The organism is Xanthomonas sp. SHU 308 (genome assembly GCF_000364645.1).
Lineage (GTDB): Bacteria > Pseudomonadota > Gammaproteobacteria > Xanthomonadales > Xanthomonadaceae > Xanthomonas_A > Xanthomonas_A sontii.
In genome coordinates this window covers 1-15,959 of sequence record NZ_AQOK01000086.1, presented here as the reverse complement: position 1 = coordinate 15,959, position 15,959 = coordinate 1, and the positions used below count along the sequence as shown (strand labels likewise).

Here is a 15,959-nt window from a genome sequence, read left to right as displayed (position 1 = left end):
CCGCGCGCGGCCTGCCCAGCGTGATCGCGCTGCGCGGCATCGCCGGCTCGGCGTTCTTCGGCTGCGAGGCGTTCCTGCCGCTGCTGCTGTCGCGCGAACGCGGGCTGTCGCCGGTGTGGGCCGGCGTGGCGCTGAGCGCCGGCGCGCTGGGCTGGTTCGCCGGTTCCTGGTATCAGGGCCACTACGGCCGCGATGCCACCCGCCTGCGGCGGCTGCGGCTGGGCTGCACGCTGATGGCGCTGGGCATCGCGACCACCACGCTGGCGCTGCTGCCGGCAGTGCCGGCAGCGCTGGCGATCGGCGGCTGGACCGCGACCGGCCTGGGCATGGGCCTGATCTACCCGACCCTGGCGGTGCTGACCCTGACCCTGTCGCCGCCGGCGCGGCAGGGCCGCAACAGTTCGGCGCTGCAGTTGAGCGAGGCGATCGCGGTGGCAACCACGCTGGCGGTCGGCGGCTCGCTGTTCGCCGCGCTGCTGGCGTACTCGGCCGCCGCTGCCTACCTGTCGACCTTCGCCGTGGCCGCGCTGATGGCCTTGCTCGGCCTGGGCATCGCCGGCCGCACCCAGCCGGCGGCGGGCTAACGGAATCGTCGCGTCCGGCGCCCGCCGCGGCGTGGTGGCGCGCGCCACAAGCAGGATCGAGGAAGAGCGATCCGTTCGCGGGGCGATGCCGCGGCGACGCACGGACGTCGCGCCGGTTCGGCTCTTGGCCTGGAGGGCCCGCCCTAGCGCGCGCCCACGCCCCTGGCCCAGGCCTGGATGATGTCGGCGATGGCGCACACGCCGTCGGTGAGCGCGGCCGGCCCCGGCTGCAGGATCAGCGGCGACTTGATCTCGAACAGCTGCCCGTCGCGCACCGCCGGCATCGCCGACCAGCCCGGCCGCGCGGCGACGCGCTCGGGACGGAAGCGCTTGCCGCACCAGGAGCCGAGGATGATGTCCGGCGCACGCCGCACCACCTCGTCGCCGTTGGCCAGGATCCGCGCCTTGGCCAGCGGCTGCACCGACAGTTCCGGGAACACGTCGTCGCCGCCGGCGATGCCCACCAGTTCGGCCACCCAGCGGATCCCGGTGATGATCGGCTCGTCCCATTCCTCCAGGTACACCCGCGGCCGCCGCGGCAAGGTGGCGGCCTGCGCGGCGATGGCATCGAGGCCGCGCTGCAGTTCGTCGGCGTAGGCATTGGCGCGCGGCCCGGCGCCGACCAGCGCGCCGAGCCGGCGGATGTAGTCGAGGATGCCGTCGACACTGCGATGGTTGGCGATCCACACCTCCACGCCATGTCGTACCAGTTCGGCGGCGATGTCGGCCTGGATGTCGGAGAAGCCGATGGCGAGGTCCGGCTGCAGCTTGAGGATCTCGCCGATCTTGGCGCTGGTGAAGGCGCTGACCTTGGGCTTGTCGCGGCGCGCCTGCGGCGGGCGCACGGTGAAGCCGCTGATGCCGACGATGCGCTGCTGCTCGCCGAGCGCGTACAGCGTCTCGGTCGGCTCTTCGGTCAGGCAGACGATGCGCTGCGGGCCCACGCTCAGTGCGCCTCGCCCGAGCACGCGCGCACCGCGGCGGCGGTGCCGCGACAGACCGGGCCGGCGCCGCTCACGGGAACAGCATCCGCTTGCTCCAGTGGCCGGCGGCGTCGGCCTCGTAGCGCCAGCGCTCGTGCAGGCGGTACTTGGCGCCGTACCAGAACTCGAAGCTGCGCGGCACCACGCGGAACCCGCCCCAGCCGTCCGGGCGCGGCACCTCGCGGCCCTCGAAGGTGGCCTCGGCCTTGGCCACGCGTTCCTCGAATTCCTCGCGCGAGGCCAAGGTGCGCGACTGCGCCGAGGCCCAGGCGCCGATCTGGCTCATGCGCGGACGCGAGGCGAAATAGGCGTCGGCCTCGGCCGCGGCGACCAGTTGCACCTCGCCGTCGATGCGCACCTGCACCCCGTCCTCGCGCATGCGCCGCCACAGGAACAGCAGCGAGGCCTGCGGATTGGCCTGCAGCTCGCGGCCCTTCTGGCTGTCCAGATGGGTGTAGAACACGAAGCCGCGCGCGTCGTAGGCCTTCAGCAGCACCACCCGCGACGACGGGCGCGCCTCCAGCGTGGCCGAGGACACGACCATGGCGTTGTATTCGGCCTCGTCGCTGGTGCGCGCCTCGGCGAACAGGTCGGCGAACGTGGAAAGGGCTTCGGCGTAGAGATCGGGCATGGCGACAGGCACTCGGCGGACGATGCGCCATTGTCGCGCCATGCACCGCGCGACGCACGCTTCGCCGCGCAAGGCCCCGCGCACGCGCCTGCGCGGCGCGCGTGGCAGCGTCGGTCTCTGCTAGCATCGGCGGATGAATCCCGCCCCCAACCTGGTGCTGGTCGGCCCGATGGGCGCCGGCAAGAGCGTCATCGGTCGCCGCCTGGCCGAGCGCTTCGGCCTGGTCTTCGTCGACAGCGACCAGACCATCGTCGAGCGCACCGGCGCCAGCATCGCCTCGCTGTTCGAGCACGCCGGCGAAGCCGGTTTCCGCGAGCACGAGCGCGCGGTGCTGGAGAGCATCCTGAGCACGCCCGGCCACCTGATCTCCACCGGCGGCGGCGCCGTGCTCAACGCCGACAGCCGCCGCGAGATGCGCGAGCACGGCTTCGTGGTGTACCTGCGGGTGGGCGTGGCCGCGCAACTGCAGCGCCTGCACCGCGACCGCAGCCGCCCGCTGCTGCAGCGTGGCGACCGCGAGCAGGTGTTGCGCGACCTGCACGCGGTGCGCGAACCGCTGTACCGCGAGGTCGCCGACCTGATCCTGGACACCGACCACCTCACCCCGGCCGAGGCCACCGCGCAACTGGTCGTGCGCCTGGCCGCGTCGTGGAAACTTCCGGAACCCACTGCATGACCGCAACATCGCGCACGGTCCAGGTCGCTGGCGACCCGGCCTACACCATCCGCATCGGCCCCGGCCTGCTCGACGACGGCGCCGCCCTCGCCGCGCAGGTGCGCGGCCGCCACGTGTTGCTGCTCAGCGATAGCCAAGTGGCGCCGCTGTACGCCGCGCAGGTCCGCAGCGCGCTGCTGGCGACACGCCCGGAATTGCAGATCGGCGAGTTCGTGATTCCCGCCGGCGAGGCCTCCAAGACCCTGGACAACTTCGCCGCGGCGATCGCCGCGCTGGCCGCGCTGGGCGCCACCCGCGACGCCTGCGTGCTGGCGCTGGGCGGCGGCGTGGTCGGCGACCTGGCCGGCTTCGCCGCCGCCTGCTGGATGCGCGGCGTGGATTGCGTGCAATTGCCGACCACGCTGCTGGCGATGGTCGATTCCTCGGTCGGCGGCAAGACCGCGGTGGACATCCCACAGGGCAAGAACCTGGTCGGCGCCTTCCATCCGCCGCGCGCGGTGCTGGCCGACACCGCCACGCTGCGCAGCCTGCCGCCGCGCGAACTGCGCGCGGGGCTGGCCGAGGTGATCAAGTACGGCGCCATCCGCGACCCCCTGTTCTTCGAATGGCTGCATGCCGAACGTCGCGCGCTGCTGGCCGGCGAGCCGGCGGCGCTGGCGCAGGCGATCGCGCGCAGCTGCGAGCACAAGGCCGAGATCGTCGCCCGCGATCCGCTGGAAAAGGGCGAGCGCGCCCTGCTCAACCTCGGCCACACCTTCGGCCACGCCATCGAGACCGAACAGGGCTACGGCGCCCCGGACAACGCCAACCTCAACCACGGCGAAGCGGTGGCGGTGGGCATGGTGCTGGCCGCGGAACTGTCGGCCCGGCTGGGCATGACCAGCGCGCAGGACACGGCGCAGCTGCGCGCGCTGCTGCACGACTTCGGCTTGCCCACCGCGCTGCCGGCCGGGCTGGCGCCCGAGGCGCTGCTGGCGCGCATGCGCCTGGACAAGAAGAACCTGGCCGGACGCCTGCGGCTGGTGCTGTGGCGCGGCATCGGCCACGCCGAGATCGTCCCCGACGTGGACGAGGCCGAAGTGCTGGCGGTGCTGGACACCGGCTGAAACACGGGCGCGCCAAGCGACCGGCCGCTGTTGTTCTCCGCAGCGGCACTCGCGCACCGGTCCATGCGGCTGCGCGGGCTCAGCGCGGCGCGGGCTCCAGCGACGCATCCCCGCCCAAGGTGCGGTACAGCGTCACCCGATTGGTGGCCGCGGTCAGTTCCACCGCAACCAGACTGCGCTGCGCGGCGTAGTAGCTGCGCTGCGCATCCAGGTTGGACAGCGCGCTCTCCACGCCCTCGCGGTAGCGCTGCGCGCTGGCGTCGTAGGTGTTGGCGGCATCGGCGAGGAGCGCGCGCTGCGCCTGCACCTGCGCGTCGATGGTGCCGCGCCGGGCCAGGGCATCGGCCACTTCGCCGAAGGCGGTCTGCACGGTCTTTTCGTAGCCGGCCACCGCGGCATCGCGCTGCGCCTCGGTGTAGCGCACGTTGGCGCGCGCCGCGCCGCCATCGAACACGGTATAGGCGACGCCGGCGCCCACCGACGCGGTGCGCGCGTCGTGGGTGAACAGCTGCGACAGCGCGGTGCTGGTCAGGCCCAGCAGGCCGCTCAGGCTGATGCTGGGAAACAACGCGGCGCGTGCCGCACCGATCTGGGCGTTGACCGCACGCAGTTCGTATTCGGCCTGCACCACGTCGGGCCGACGCAGCAGCACGCTGGTGTCCAGGCCGGCCGGCGGATCGCCGATGCTGGCCGCGACCTCCTCGATCGAACCCGGCAACAGTGCCGGATCGACCGGAGCGCCCACCAGCAACTGCAGCGCATTGACGTCCTGCGCCAGCGCCGTGGTCTGCGCGGCCAGGTCGGCCTGCGCGGCATGCAGCACCTGGTTGGCCTGGTCCAGGTCCGAGTGCGGCACGATGCCGCCATCCACTCGCTGTGCGGTCAGCGCCACGCTTGTGCCGGCGCTGCGCACGGTGTCCTGCGCGAGCGTCAGCAGGCTGCGATCGCTGGCATAGGTCAGCCAGGTCGTGGCGATGTCGCCGACCAGGGTCAGGCGCGTGGCCCGGGCCGCGGCTTCCTGTTCCAGATAGCGCTGCTGCGCCGCCGTGCTCAGCGCGTGCAGCCGGCCGAACAGGTCGAGTTCGAACGCGGTGACGCCCACGCCCAGGTCGTAGTTGCTGGCATAACCGGCAGCCGGTGCGGCCGCTGCGTTGCCGCCCTGGGTCGCGTCGTTGCCCGGCGCCGCACCCTTGCCGCGATAGGAGCGCGTGTAGGTCGCGCTGGTCCCCACCTCCGGCAGCAGAGCCGCGCGCTGGATCCGGTACTGCGCGCGCGCCTGGGCGATATCGGCGAGCGCGATCCGCAGGTCGCGGTTGTTGTCCAGCGCCTGCGCGATCAGCGCCTGCAGCCGCGGGTCGGCGAACACTTGCCGGTAGCTCAGCGACGGCAGCGTGGCCTCGTGCTGCGCCAGGTAGGCGTCGCCCACCGGCCACGACGGCGGGATCGGTGCGGCGGGACGCACATAGGCAGGGGTCAGGCTGCACGCCGACAGCAGACACGCGGCGCCAATCGCGAGCGCGCGCATCAGGCCGGCTCCGGCAGCGTCGGCGCCGACGGCGGCGCGGCGCCGTTGCGACGTGCGCGGCGGCGCGCCAGCCACTCGGCCATCGCGATGTGGAAGGCCGGGGTCAGATACAGGGTCAGCGCCTGCGAGAACAGCAGGCCGCCGACCACGGCGATGCCGAGCGGGCGCCGCGCCTCGGCGCCGGCGCCGAAACCCAGCGCGATCGGCAACGAGCCCAGCACCGCCGCCAGGGTGGTCATCATGATCGGGCGGAAGCGCACCGTGGCCGCTTCCAGCATCGCCGCGCGCGGCTGCTGCCAGCGTTCCTCGCCCGAGCGCTCCAGGTCCAGCGCGTAATCCACCATCATGATGCCGTTCTTCTTGACCAGCCCGACCAGCAGGATCAGGCCGACGAAGCTGAAGAGATTGAGCTCCTGACGGAACAGCACCAGCATCAGGATGGCGCCGAACCCGGCCAGCGGCAGCGAGGTCAGGATGGTGATCGGGTGCAGCGCGTTCTCGTACAGGATCGCCAGCACGCCATAGATCAGCAGCACGGTGATCAGCAGCAGCATCGGCAGCGTCTTCATCGAATTCTCGAAAGCCTGCGCCGAACCGGCGAACTGGCCGCTGATGGCGCGCGCGTCGTCCTTGCCCAGGGTCTGCGCCATCAGGTTGCCGATGCCGGCGGCGGCCTCGCCCAGCGACACGCCCGGCGCCAGGTTCATCGACAGCGTCACCGCCGGCAGGCCGGCGTAATGGTTGATCGCCACCGGCCCCACGCCCATGCGCACGTCGGCCACCGCGCGCAGCGGCACCATCGGGCCGCCGGCGGCGGTCAGCACCGCGCTGGTGCCGGAGCTGCTGTTGGAGGTCTGCGTGCCGATCGCGGTGATGCCGGGATTCTGGTTGCCGTTGAACGACAGCGCATCCAGGCCGTTGAGGTCGGCCTGCGCCGCGGGATCGACCTGCAGCAGCACTTCGTACTGATCGGTGTCGCCGTAGATGGTGCTGATCTTGCGGCCGCCGTAGGCGCTGGCCAGGGTGTCCTGCAGGCCGGCGGCGGTGACGCCCAGCGCGGCGGCCTGCTCGCGGTGCAGCACCACCTCGATCTCCGGGTTCTTGAGCTGCAGGTCGCTCTGCGGATCCTGCACGTCGCGCAGTTGCCGCAGGCGCTGCAGGATGCTGTCGGACTGGGCGTACAGCGCCTTCTGGTCGGTGGACTGCAGCACGTACTGCAGCGATCCGTTCGAGGCCGTCGGCCCCATGTCGATCGCCGGCGGATTGCGCATGTTGAGGGTGATGCCCTGGATCGCGGCGACCTGCTTGCGCACGTCCTGGATCACCTCCTCGGCGCTGCCGCTGCGCTCGGACAGCGGCTTGAGCCCGATCAGCAGGCGCCCGCTGTTGCTGAGCGAATTGTCCGAGCCGATCACCGACTCCACGTTGGCCACGTTGGGATTGCGCTGGATGATCTTCACCACCGCCGCCTGCTTGGCCACGAAGTCGGCGAAGGCGGTGCCCTCGGGCACGCGGGTATCGCCGTCGATCTTTCCCGAATCCACCTGCGGGATGAAGCCCTTCTCGACCACGGCGTAGACGCCGGCGGTGCCGACCAGGGTGGCCACACCGATGACGCACATCAGGCCGATGCGCTCGGTCGCCCAGGCCAGCGAGCGCGCGTAGCCGCGTTCGCTGGCCTCGACCAGCCGGTCGAAGCGCTCGAACACCCAGCCAGCGCTCTTCTTCGGGTCGAGCCAGCGGCTGGCGAGCATCGGCGTGAGGGTCAGCGAGACGATGCCGGACAGGATCACCGCGATCGCGATCACCATGCCGAACTCGGAGAACAACCGCCCGACCAGCCCGCCCATGAACACGATCGGCAGGAACACCGCCGAGAGCGACACCGTCATCGACAGCACGGTGAAGCCGATCTCGCGCGAGGCGGCGATGGCCGCGTCCATCCGGCTGGCGCCCTGCTCGGCGTGGCGGACGATGTTCTCGATGACCACGATGGCATCGTCGACGACGAAGCCGACCGACAGGGTCAGCGCCAGCATCGAGATGTTGTCCAGACTGAAGTGCAGCAGGCGCATCACCGCGAAGGTGCCGATCAGCGAGGTCGGCAGCACCAGCGCCACGATCAGGGTCGCCATCCAGCTGCGCAGGAACAGCAAGATCACCACGATCACCAGCACCAGCGAGCCGACCAGGGTCCACTCCACGTCCTCCACCGAGGCGCCGATGTAGTCGCCGCGGTCGTAGAGCACGTCGAGCTGGGCGTCGCCGGGCAACTGCGCGCGGATCCCGGGCAGCGCCGCCTGGATGCCCTGGGTCACCGACAGCGTGTTGGCGCCCGGCTGGCGGTGGATGTTGATCTCGATCGCGCGCTGGCCGTTGAGCGAGGCGGCGGTCTGCAGGTTCTCGACGCTGTCCTCGGCATGGCCGACGTCGCGCAGGCGCACCGGCGCACCGTCCGCATAGCTCAGCACCATGGCATCGAAATCGGCTGCGCGTTTGAGCTGGCCGTCGGCGCGCACGGTGTAGGACCGCGCGCGCCCCATCAGTGTGCCGGCCGGCGCGTTGCTGTTGCCCGCCTGCACCGCCGACACCACTTGGTCGAAGCCCAGGTGGCGGGCGGCGAGCAGGTGCGGATTGACGAACAGGCGCACTGCGTACTTCTGCGCGCCATTGACATCGATCTGGCCGGCGCCCGGCACCGAGGCCAGGCGCAGCGCCACGCGATCCTTGGCGAACTGGTTGAGCAGCGGCAGCGCGATGGTCTTCGAGCGCAGGATCAGGTGCATGATCGGCGCGGCGCTGGGATCCTCCTTCTGGATCTGCGCGGGGTTGATCTCGCGCGGCAGCAGGCCGGCCGCCTGCGACACCGCGTTCTGCACGTCCTGCGCGGCGGCATCGACATTGCGGCTCAACGCGAACTGCAACACGATGCGGGTGCTGCCGACGCTGCTGGTCGAACTCATCGTGTCCAGTCCGGGCAGGCCGCTGAACTGGCGCTCCAGCGGCGTCGCCACCGCCGCGGCCATGGTCTCGGGATTGGCGCCGGGCAGCGACATGTTGACGGTGATGGTCGGGAAGCTGACGTCGGGCAGCTCGCTGACCGGCAGCGCGAAGTAGGCCATGCCGCCGGCCAGCACCAGCGCGATCATCAGCACCGAGGTCATCACCGCGCGGCGGATGAACAGCGCCGACAGGTTCACGCAGGCCGTCCGGTCGCCGCCGCGGTCGGCGTGGCGTGCTGGTTGCCGGATTGCACCGCGGTGCCGTCGCGCAGTTCGTTGGGCACGGTGAGGATGACGCGATCGCCCGCGCGCAGGCCCTTGGCGATCACCGCCTGCCCGTCGACCATCCGCGCCACGGTCAGCGGCCGCGACACGGCATGGCCCTCGACCACGCAGTACACGTACGGCCCCTGCTGTCCCTGCTGCAAGGCGCTCTCGGGCACCGACAGCGCCTGCGGGTCCTCTGCCAGGATCACCCGCACGGTGACGAACTGCCCCGGCCACAACGTGGCGCCGGCGTTGGCGAAGCGTGCGCGCAGCTCCAGCGTGCCGCTGCTGGTGTCGAAGGCGTTGTCGAGGAACGCCACCTCGCCGCGCTCGAGCAGCGTGCCGCTCACCGCATCCAGCGCCAGCACCGGCAGCCCCAGGCCCTGGTGCCCCAGCGGCGCGGCGCGCACCGCATCGACCTGCACATGCGCCAGCGCGAAGCGCACCTCGATCGGCGTGCTGACGTTGAGCGTGACCAGCGCGGTGCTGGACCCGCTGGACACCAGGTTGCCCGGCTTGACCGCGATGGCGCCGGCGCGGCCGTCGATGGGCGCGCGGACCTGGGTGTAGGCCAGCGACAGCTGCGTCTGCTCGACCTGCGCCTGGTCGGCGGCGACGCTGCCGCGCAGCGAGCGCAGTGTGTCGGCCGCGGTGGTATAGGTCTTGGGATCGATTGCGCCGGTCCTGGACAGCTTGGCGTAGCGCGCCTCGGTATCGGCCGCATCCGCGGCTAGTGCCTGGTCGCGGGCCAGGGTGGCGCGCGCCTGCGCCAACGCCGCGCGCAGCGGCCGCGGATCGATGGTGAACAGCAGTTGCCCGGCGTGGACCTGCTCGCCGTCATGGATCAGCACCGACTGCAGCACCCCGTCGGCCTGCGCGCGCACCTCCACGGTCTGCGGCGACAACAGGGTGCCGGAGGTCTCGATGATGTCCGGCACCCGGTGCGGCGCGACGGTCATGGTCTGCACGCGCAAGGGTTCGGGCGCCGGCGCGGGCTGCTGGCGGTGTGCGCGCCAAACCCATGCGCCGAGGATCAGCAGGCTGAGCGCGGCCAGTCCGGCCAGCAGCGCCACCCGGCCCATGCCGCGCGCAGCGGGTGGCATCGCATATCCCGCCGCACGCAGGCGTGCTGCGCACGGCGCCGCACTGTCATCGTGGATGGCAACGTGGCGCGCGGCGTGATCGCGTTCCGCGCCGACGTTTGGGTGCTGCCCAGGGAACCGCCCATCGCTCTGGCTTCGCATGCCGGCCGCGTCCGCACTCGTGGTGATTGGCGATGCCGTGACACCAGGATCTCTGTGCGCACGCAGCGGCATAGCCTGTCCCAATGACGCCAGATCGCCAGTGATGGCTCCGTGATAGAACGCACATCAGAACGCGCAGCGTGCGTCGCCCTGTACACGCGGCATCGACGGCGGCACGTCCCGGGCGCCATCGAAGCCCCCGCCGGTCAGGAGCGGATCCCGAACGCTCACGGACTGCCGTCGCGCTCCACCACCAGCACCCGCGTCGGCCCCTGCGGGTGCGCCACATGCTCGGTGCCTTCCGGCGCATGGAACACGTCGCCGGCTTGCAGCAGCGCCGCCTGCTCGATGCCCTGCACGCGCCAGCGCATCTGCACCTGTCCGTCCAGCACCACGAATACTTCCGCACCGTCGTTGACGTGCCAAACGTACGATTGGTCGGTCCAATGGATGCGCACGCCGATGCCATCCAGCAGCGCCACCGGCAGCGCCTCCCAGGCACGGCTGCCGGTGAAATCGCGCGCACGCAGCACCCGCGGCATGCCGCTCATGCCAGGTCCCGCGCGCGGCGGTTGGACTGCAGCACGTTGTCGCGCGGCAGCGGCTGCCCTGCCTGCACTGCCGCGATCCACTGCGCGGTGGCGGCGACCGCGGCGAAGTTGCTGTGGAACACCACCCCGAACACCCGGTGGATCTCCTCGGCGCTGGCCTGGCCGGCGGCGTTGGCATACGGCAGCCCGCCGCTGGCGTCGCCCAGCACTTCCACCGCCAGCCGGCGATGGAAGGCCTCGTACACGGTGGAGGCGTTGCAGTTGTGGGTCATGTAGCCGGCCACGGTCAGCGTGTCGATCGCGTGCTGCTGCAGCCAGTCGGCCAGGTCGGTATCGGCGAACACGCTCGGCCGGGTCTTGCGCAGCAGGCGCGCATGCGGCCGCGCGGCGACCTGCGGGTGCAACGCCCAACCGGCGCTGCCGTCGGCGAACACGGGCGCCTGCGCCGGCGCGGTGTGCTGCACCACCAGCACCGGCACGCCGTGCGCCTGCGCCGCGTCCATGGCCTGCAGGATGTGGGGCAACGACTGCGCCACCGGCGGATGCGCAATGGGCAGTGCGCCGTCGAAGTACTCGTTCTGGACATCGATGACCAGCAGGGCGCGGCGGGGAGAGGACATAAGGTGGCTCCAGGGCGAAAAGGCGGCCAATGTCGGCGGCCGCACCCGCGCCGACGAGTGGCCCGAAACACCGTTTTCGCTAAAATCGGGCCATGTCGCCGCATCGCCTCGCCGTGGTCGCCTTCGATCGCATCAGTCCCTTCCACCTGGCGGTGCCCTGTCAGGTGTTCGAGGCGCGGCCGGACACCGACCTGCCGGCCTTCGACCTGCGCGTGTGTGCCGCCGAGCCGGGACTGCTGCGCACCGACGCCGGCTTCGCCATCCAGGTGCAGCACGGCCTGGAGGCGCTGGACGGTGCCGACACGGTGATCGTGCCGTCCTGGCGCGATGCCGCCGAACCGGCACCTGCGGCGCTGTGCCAGGCGCTGCGCCGCGCCCACGCCGCCGGCGCGCAGGTGGTGGGCCTGTGCCTGGGTACCTTCGTGCTGGCCGACGCCGGCCTGCTCGACGGCCGCCCCGCCACCACCCACTGGGCGGCGCTGGAACGCTTCGCGCAGCGTCACCCGCAAGTACGGCTGCAGCCGGACGTGCTGTACGTGGACGACGGCGACGTGCTGACCTCGGCCGGCACCGTGGCCGGCATCGACTGCTGCCTGCACCTGGTGCGGCGCCGCCACGGCGCCGACGTCGCCAACCGCATCGCCCGGCGTCTGGTGGTGGCGCCGCACCGCCAGGGCGGGCAGGCGCAGTACATCGAACAGCCGCTGCCGGCCAGCCGCCGCGACGCCCAGCTGGGCCCGACCCTGGACTGGATGCTGCAGCGCCTGGACCAACCGCAACGGCTGGATGCGCTGGCCGCGCACGCACGGATGAGCCGGCGCAGCTTCACCCGGCAGTTCCGCCAGGTGACCGGGACCACCGTGGTGCAGTGGCTGGCGCACCAGCGCCTGGTCCGCGCCCAGCAACTGCTGGAAAGCACCGACCTGCCGCTGGAGCGCATCGCCGCCGACTGCGGCTTCGGCAGTGCCAGCGCGCTGCGCCTGCAGTTCACGCGCGACCTGGGGTTGCCGCCGTCGGCGTATCGCCGCGGCTTCCGTGCCGGCTGAGCGGCCGCAGCGTTCCGCCGACCGGGCCACGTCGCCTGCACCGGCACCCGCTACAATCGGCACATGCGCGTCTTCCTCCAGCAACGCCCCGACGGCAACGAGCCGCCACGCTACCTGCAGCTGACCCTGCAGCCGGACCTGCTCGGCGGCTGGGAACTGTTGCGCGAGAGCGGCCAGATCGGCGGCCGTGCGCAGCTGCGGCGCGAGCTCTACCTGCAGCAGGAAGACGCCAACGCCGCTTTCGAGAAAGCCCGCGACGCCCAGCTCAAGCGCGGCTTCCAGGTCATGTTCACCCGTGGCGCCGACGCGCCGCGCTAAGGAATCCCCCATGCTCAAGAACGACCGCCTGCTGCGCGCGCTGCGCCGCGAGCCCGTGGACCAGACCCCCGTGTGGCTGATGCGCCAGGCAGGGCGCTACCTGCCCGAGTACCGCGCCACCCGCGCCCGCGCTGGCAGCTTCCTGGCCATGGCCAAGACCCCGGAGCTGGCCTGCGAAGTGACCCTGCAGCCGCTGGCGCGGTTCCCGCTGGACGCGGCGATCCTGTTCTCGGACATCCTCACCATTCCCGATGCGATGGGCCTGGAGCTGTACTTCGTCGAAGGCGAAGGCCCCAAGTTCCGCCACCCCGTGCGCGACGCCGCGGCGATCGCCAGGCTCGGCGTGCCGGACATGGAAACCGAGCTGCGCTACGTGATGGACGCGGTGCGGGTGATCCGCCGCGAACTGGACGGCAGCGTGCCGCTGATCGGCTTCTCCGGCAGCCCCTGGACCCTGGCCTGCTACATGGTCGAGGGCGGCGGCAGCGACAACTACGCGCGGATCAAGGCGTTGGCGCTGAACGACCCCGCGGCGCTGCACCAGCTACTCTCGGTCAACACCGACGCGGTGATCGCCTACCTGGCGGCGCAGCGCGCGGCGGGCGCGCAGGCGCTGCAGGTGTTCGACACCTGGGGCGGCGTGCTGAGCCCGGCGATGTACCGCGAGTTCTCCCTGCCCTACCTGCAGCGCATCGCCCGCGAACTGGCGCGCGGCGACGGCGCCGAGCGCACCCCGCTGATCCTGTTCGGCAAGGGCAATGCGCCCTACCTGGAAGAGCTGGCCGGCTCCGGTGCGGAAGGTGTGGGCGTGGACTGGACCATCGACCTGGCCGACGCCGCGCGCCGCACCGGCGGCCGCGTCGCCCTGCAGGGCAACCTGGACCCGGCGATGCTGTACGGCGCGCCGGAGGCGATCGACCGCGAAGTGCAGCGCGTGCTGCGCAGCTATGCCGACGGCAACGGCGGCTCGCTGGACGGCCACGTGTTCAACCTCGGCCATGGGCTGTCGCCGGACATGCAGCCGGAGCATGTTGGCGCGCTGGTGGAGGCGGTGCAGCGGCATAGTCGGCGTGGTTGAACGCCGGGATTCGGGATTCGGGATTCCAGTCTCGCGCACGGTCGGCGATCTGACCGTGCGCTCGATCTCTTGCGCTTTCGCGTAGGAGCGGCTTCAGCCGCGACAGGATATTTTGCGAATGCCCGTCGCGGCTGCAGCCGCTCCTACGCGGGTGCCTGCTAGGCGCAATCCACCGAGGCGTCCGCAGTATGGATCGCTGAGCGCGCGCTGCATCGCAAGCGCGCAACGCGCGCAACTGCACGACACGGCGACGCGATCTGCGCGATCCTATCGCCCCCTCGCGTCGCCCTGCGTGCCGATGTCCGCGCCCTCCTCCGATCCGATCGCCGTTCCCAACGCGCGCAGTTTCCGTCCGCTGCTGTGGCTGGTGTCGCTGGCCATCTTCATGCAGATGCTGGATGCGACCATCGTCAACACCGCGTTGCCGGCGATGGCGCGCAGCCTGGGCGAGAGCCCCTTGCAGATGCAGTCGGTGGTGTTCAGCTACGCGCTGGCGGTGGCGATGTTCATTCCCGCCTCCGGCTGGATCGCCGACCGCTACGGCACCCGCCGCACCTTCCTGGCCGCGATCGTGCTGTTCACCCTCGGCTCGCTGCTGTGCGCGGCGGCGCCGCGGCTGCCGTATCTGGTGGCCGCGCGGGTGCTGCAGGGCATCGGCGGCGCGATGCTGCTGCCGGTGGGCCGGCTCGCGGTGATGCGCTCGGTGTCGCGCGCGCAGTTCCTCAGCGCGATGAGCTTCATCGCCATCCCCGCGCTGATCGGGCCGCTCGTTGGCCCGACCCTGGGCGGCTGGTTGGTGCAGGTGGCGTCCTGGCACTGGGTATTCCTGATCAACCTGCCGATCGGCGCGATCGGCTTCGCCGCGGCGCTGAAGATCATGCCGGACTTCTACGGTGAGCAGCGCACCCGCTTCGACCTGATCGGCTACGCGATGCTGGCCTTCGGCATGGTCGCGCTGTCGCTGGCGCTGGACGGCATCTCCGAGCTGGGCCTGCGCCACGCCTTCGTGATGCTGTTGGCGATCGCCGGGCTGGCGGCGCTGATCGGCTACTGGCTGCACGCGGCCAACGCGGCGGCGCCGCTGTTCCCGCTGCATCTGTTCAAGGTCGCCAGCTTCCGCATCGGCATCCTCGGCAACCTGTTCTCGCGCGTGGGCAGCGGCAGCATGCCGTTCCTGATCCCGCTGCTGTTGCAGGTAGGCCTGGGCATGAGCCCGATGAACGCCGGGCTGATGATGATCCCGGTGGCGCTGGCCGGCATGGCCTCCAAGCGCGCGGCGGTGAAGCTGGTGGAGCGCTTCGGCTACCGCCGCGTGCTGATGACCAACACCGTGCTGGTCGGCACCGCGATGGCCAGCTTCCTGCTGTTCGACGCCGGCCAGCCGCTGGGCTGGCGGCTGCTGCAGCTCGCCCTGTTCGGTGCGGTCAACTCGCTGCAGTTCACCGTCATGAACACCGTGACGCTGCGCGACCTGGACCGCGACCAGGCCAGCGCCGGCAACAGCCTGCTGTCGATGGTGATGATGCTGGCCACCGGCTTCGGCGCCGCGGCCGCCGGCAGCCTGTTGGCCGCGTTCAACACCCATCTCGGCGACACCCACGGCGCCACCGCGGCGCTCCATGCGACCTTCGTCTGCGTCGGCGCGATCACCCTGACCTCGACCCTGATCTTCTGGCAGCTGCCGGATACGCGGCCGCTGCCGAAGCAGGTGGAGGAAGTGGCGGAGTAGCCGAAAAGCGGGGATTGGGGAGTCGGGATTGGGGAGTCGCAGGAGCGGGATGCGCAACCTGCTCCATGTGGGAGGGACTTCAGTCCCGACTGCATGCGGCCTGGAAGGCACCTGCCCTCTGCTGGTCACACCTGCTGCGGATACCGGACGGGTGTGACTTACCTGCCCTCCTCGCTCCTGCTGCCTTCTCCATCGTCTGGCGCCTCCACCGCCTTCGCCAGCATCTCGCCCGTCACCGGCTTGCGCAGGAACCCGCTGAAACCGGCGGCACGCGCCTGCGGCTCGGCGTCGGCGTCGGCACGGGCGGTGACCGCGATCAGCGGCATGCCGTAGCCGAAGGCGCGCAACTGCCGCGCCAGCGCCAGGCCGTCCAGGCCGGGCAGGTCCAGATCGAGCAGGGCGATGTCGAACGTGCTGGCCGCCGCTTCGGTCAGCGCGGCCAGCGCGTGCGCGGCGTGGGTGACGTGGTGGCCGCGTGCGCGCAGCAGGCCGCCGACCACTTCGGCCACGGTCGGATCGTCTTCGACCAGCAGGATCCGCCGCGGCGCCGCGGCACTGGCGGACGCGCGGGCGTCGCGTGGCGCCTGCGGCAGCGGCTC

The 15,959-nt window shown here is 71.4% G+C and carries 15 protein-coding genes; 7 read left to right on the top strand and 8 right to left on the bottom strand.

Features of this window, described 5'->3' with window-relative positions:
• Nucleotides 1-584: MFS transporter (locus D588_RS23950; RefSeq protein WP_017915047.1), on the top strand; the 584-nt coding region annotated here is incomplete at its 5' end.
• 143 nt (nucleotides 585-727) lie between these two features.
• Here the strand turns inward: D588_RS23950 and D588_RS0103890 are convergent.
• Entirely contained in the window at nucleotides 728-1,528 is an 801-nt protein-coding gene (locus D588_RS0103890; RefSeq protein WP_017915046.1) for a cobalamin-binding protein, read from the bottom strand.
• A gap of 70 nt (nucleotides 1,529-1,598) precedes the next feature.
• Nucleotides 1,599-2,198, bottom strand: a complete 600-nt coding sequence (gene pdxH / locus D588_RS0103885) for a pyridoxamine 5'-phosphate oxidase (protein WP_017910874.1) — start codon at nucleotides 2,196-2,198, stop codon at nucleotides 1,599-1,601.
• A 133-nt stretch (nucleotides 2,199-2,331) separates the two neighbouring features.
• On the opposite strand from pdxH, the gene D588_RS0103880 reads away from it, so the two are divergent.
• Complete coding sequence (locus tag D588_RS0103880; protein WP_010344147.1) at nucleotides 2,332-2,874, top strand: shikimate kinase; 543 nt, start codon at nucleotides 2,332-2,334, stop codon at nucleotides 2,872-2,874.
• A complete protein-coding gene (gene aroB, locus D588_RS0103875; protein ID WP_017915045.1) occupies nucleotides 2,871-3,980 on the top strand; it encodes a 3-dehydroquinate synthase in 1,110 nt (369 codons plus the stop codon). Before D588_RS0103880 ends, aroB begins: the two co-directional genes overlap by 4 nt.
• A 79-nt stretch (nucleotides 3,981-4,059) precedes the next feature.
• On the opposite strand, the gene D588_RS0103870 is transcribed toward aroB, so the two are convergent.
• The 5 genes from D588_RS0103870 to D588_RS0103850 all read right to left on the bottom strand — a co-directional run bounded on the left by D588_RS0103870 (nucleotide 4,060) and on the right by D588_RS0103850 (nucleotide 11,189).
• Complete coding sequence (locus tag D588_RS0103870; protein WP_043083359.1) at nucleotides 4,060-5,505, bottom strand: efflux transporter outer membrane subunit; 1,446 nt, start codon at nucleotides 5,503-5,505, stop codon at nucleotides 4,060-4,062.
• The gene (locus D588_RS0103865; protein ID WP_017915043.1) at nucleotides 5,505-8,705 is read right to left on the bottom strand and encodes an efflux RND transporter permease subunit; all 3,201 of its coding nucleotides are present in this window, start codon (nucleotides 8,703-8,705) and stop codon (nucleotides 5,505-5,507) included. Before D588_RS0103865 ends, D588_RS0103870 begins: the two co-directional genes overlap by 1 nt.
• Nucleotides 8,702-9,877 (bottom strand): efflux RND transporter periplasmic adaptor subunit, encoded by a 1,176-nt coding sequence (locus D588_RS0103860; RefSeq protein WP_232764217.1) that lies wholly within the window; start codon nucleotides 9,875-9,877, stop codon nucleotides 8,702-8,704. Before D588_RS0103860 ends, D588_RS0103865 begins: the two co-directional genes overlap by 4 nt.
• A 368-nt stretch (nucleotides 9,878-10,245) precedes the next feature.
• Nucleotides 10,246-10,569 carry a cupin domain-containing protein gene (locus tag D588_RS0103855; RefSeq protein ID WP_017915041.1) on the bottom strand — a complete coding sequence of 108 codons (324 nt, stop codon included), beginning with the start codon at nucleotides 10,567-10,569 and terminating at the stop codon, nucleotides 10,246-10,248.
• A complete protein-coding gene (locus D588_RS0103850) occupies nucleotides 10,566-11,189 on the bottom strand; it encodes a cysteine hydrolase family protein (protein WP_017915040.1) in 624 nt (207 codons plus the stop codon). Before D588_RS0103850 ends, D588_RS0103855 begins: the two co-directional genes overlap by 4 nt.
• A gap of 92 nt (nucleotides 11,190-11,281) precedes the next feature.
• Here D588_RS0103850 and D588_RS0103845 point away from each other — a divergent pair, with 92 nt between their 5' ends.
• From D588_RS0103845 to mdtD, 4 genes are all read left to right on the top strand, one after another.
• Entirely contained in the window at nucleotides 11,282-12,235 is a 954-nt protein-coding gene (locus D588_RS0103845; RefSeq protein WP_017915039.1) for a helix-turn-helix domain-containing protein, read from the top strand.
• Between the two features lie 63 nt (nucleotides 12,236-12,298).
• The gene (locus tag D588_RS0103840; protein WP_010344159.1) at nucleotides 12,299-12,553 is read left to right on the top strand and encodes a WGR domain-containing protein; all 255 of its coding nucleotides are present in this window, start codon (nucleotides 12,299-12,301) and stop codon (nucleotides 12,551-12,553) included.
• Between the two features lie 10 nt (nucleotides 12,554-12,563).
• Nucleotides 12,564-13,631, top strand: a complete 1,068-nt coding sequence (gene hemE / locus D588_RS0103835; protein ID WP_017915038.1) for a uroporphyrinogen decarboxylase — start codon at nucleotides 12,564-12,566, stop codon at nucleotides 13,629-13,631.
• 298 nt (nucleotides 13,632-13,929) lie between these two features.
• Nucleotides 13,930-15,360 (top strand): multidrug transporter subunit MdtD, encoded by a 1,431-nt coding sequence (gene mdtD, locus D588_RS0103830; RefSeq protein ID WP_017911167.1) that lies wholly within the window; start codon nucleotides 13,930-13,932, stop codon nucleotides 15,358-15,360.
• 158 nt (nucleotides 15,361-15,518) lie between these two features.
• On the opposite strand, the gene D588_RS23945 is transcribed toward mdtD, so the two are convergent.
• A partial coding sequence (locus tag D588_RS23945) for a response regulator (protein ID WP_017915037.1) occupies nucleotides 15,519-15,959 on the bottom strand: 441 nt, incomplete at its 5' end.

What these genes read in the sequence shown, in the direction of transcription:
- pdxH (WP_017910874.1), bottom strand. Translation starts at nt 2,198, where the DNA reads ATGCCCGATCTCTACGCCGAAGCCCTTTCCACGTTCGCCGACCTGTTC.
- D588_RS0103880 (WP_010344147.1), top strand. Translation starts at nt 2,332, where the DNA reads ATGAATCCCGCCCCCAACCTGGTGCTGGTCGGCCCGATGGGCGCCGGC.
- aroB (WP_017915045.1), top strand. Translation starts at nt 2,871, where the DNA reads ATGACCGCAACATCGCGCACGGTCCAGGTCGCTGGCGACCCGGCCTAC.
- D588_RS0103870 (WP_043083359.1), bottom strand. Translation starts at nt 5,505, where the DNA reads ATGCGCGCGCTCGCGATTGGCGCCGCGTGTCTGCTGTCGGCGTGCAGC.
- D588_RS0103860 (WP_232764217.1), bottom strand. Translation starts at nt 9,877, where the DNA reads ATGCCACCCGCTGCGCGCGGCATGGGCCGGGTGGCGCTGCTGGCCGGA.
- D588_RS0103855 (WP_017915041.1), bottom strand. Translation starts at nt 10,569, where the DNA reads ATGAGCGGCATGCCGCGGGTGCTGCGTGCGCGCGATTTCACCGGCAGC.
- D588_RS0103850 (WP_017915040.1), bottom strand. Translation starts at nt 11,189, where the DNA reads ATGTCCTCTCCCCGCCGCGCCCTGCTGGTCATCGATGTCCAGAACGAG.
- D588_RS0103845 (WP_017915039.1), top strand. Translation starts at nt 11,282, where the DNA reads ATGTCGCCGCATCGCCTCGCCGTGGTCGCCTTCGATCGCATCAGTCCC.
- D588_RS0103840 (WP_010344159.1), top strand. Translation starts at nt 12,299, where the DNA reads ATGCGCGTCTTCCTCCAGCAACGCCCCGACGGCAACGAGCCGCCACGC.
- hemE (WP_017915038.1), top strand. Translation starts at nt 12,564, where the DNA reads ATGCTCAAGAACGACCGCCTGCTGCGCGCGCTGCGCCGCGAGCCCGTG.
- mdtD (WP_017911167.1), top strand. Translation starts at nt 13,930, where the DNA reads ATGTCCGCGCCCTCCTCCGATCCGATCGCCGTTCCCAACGCGCGCAGT.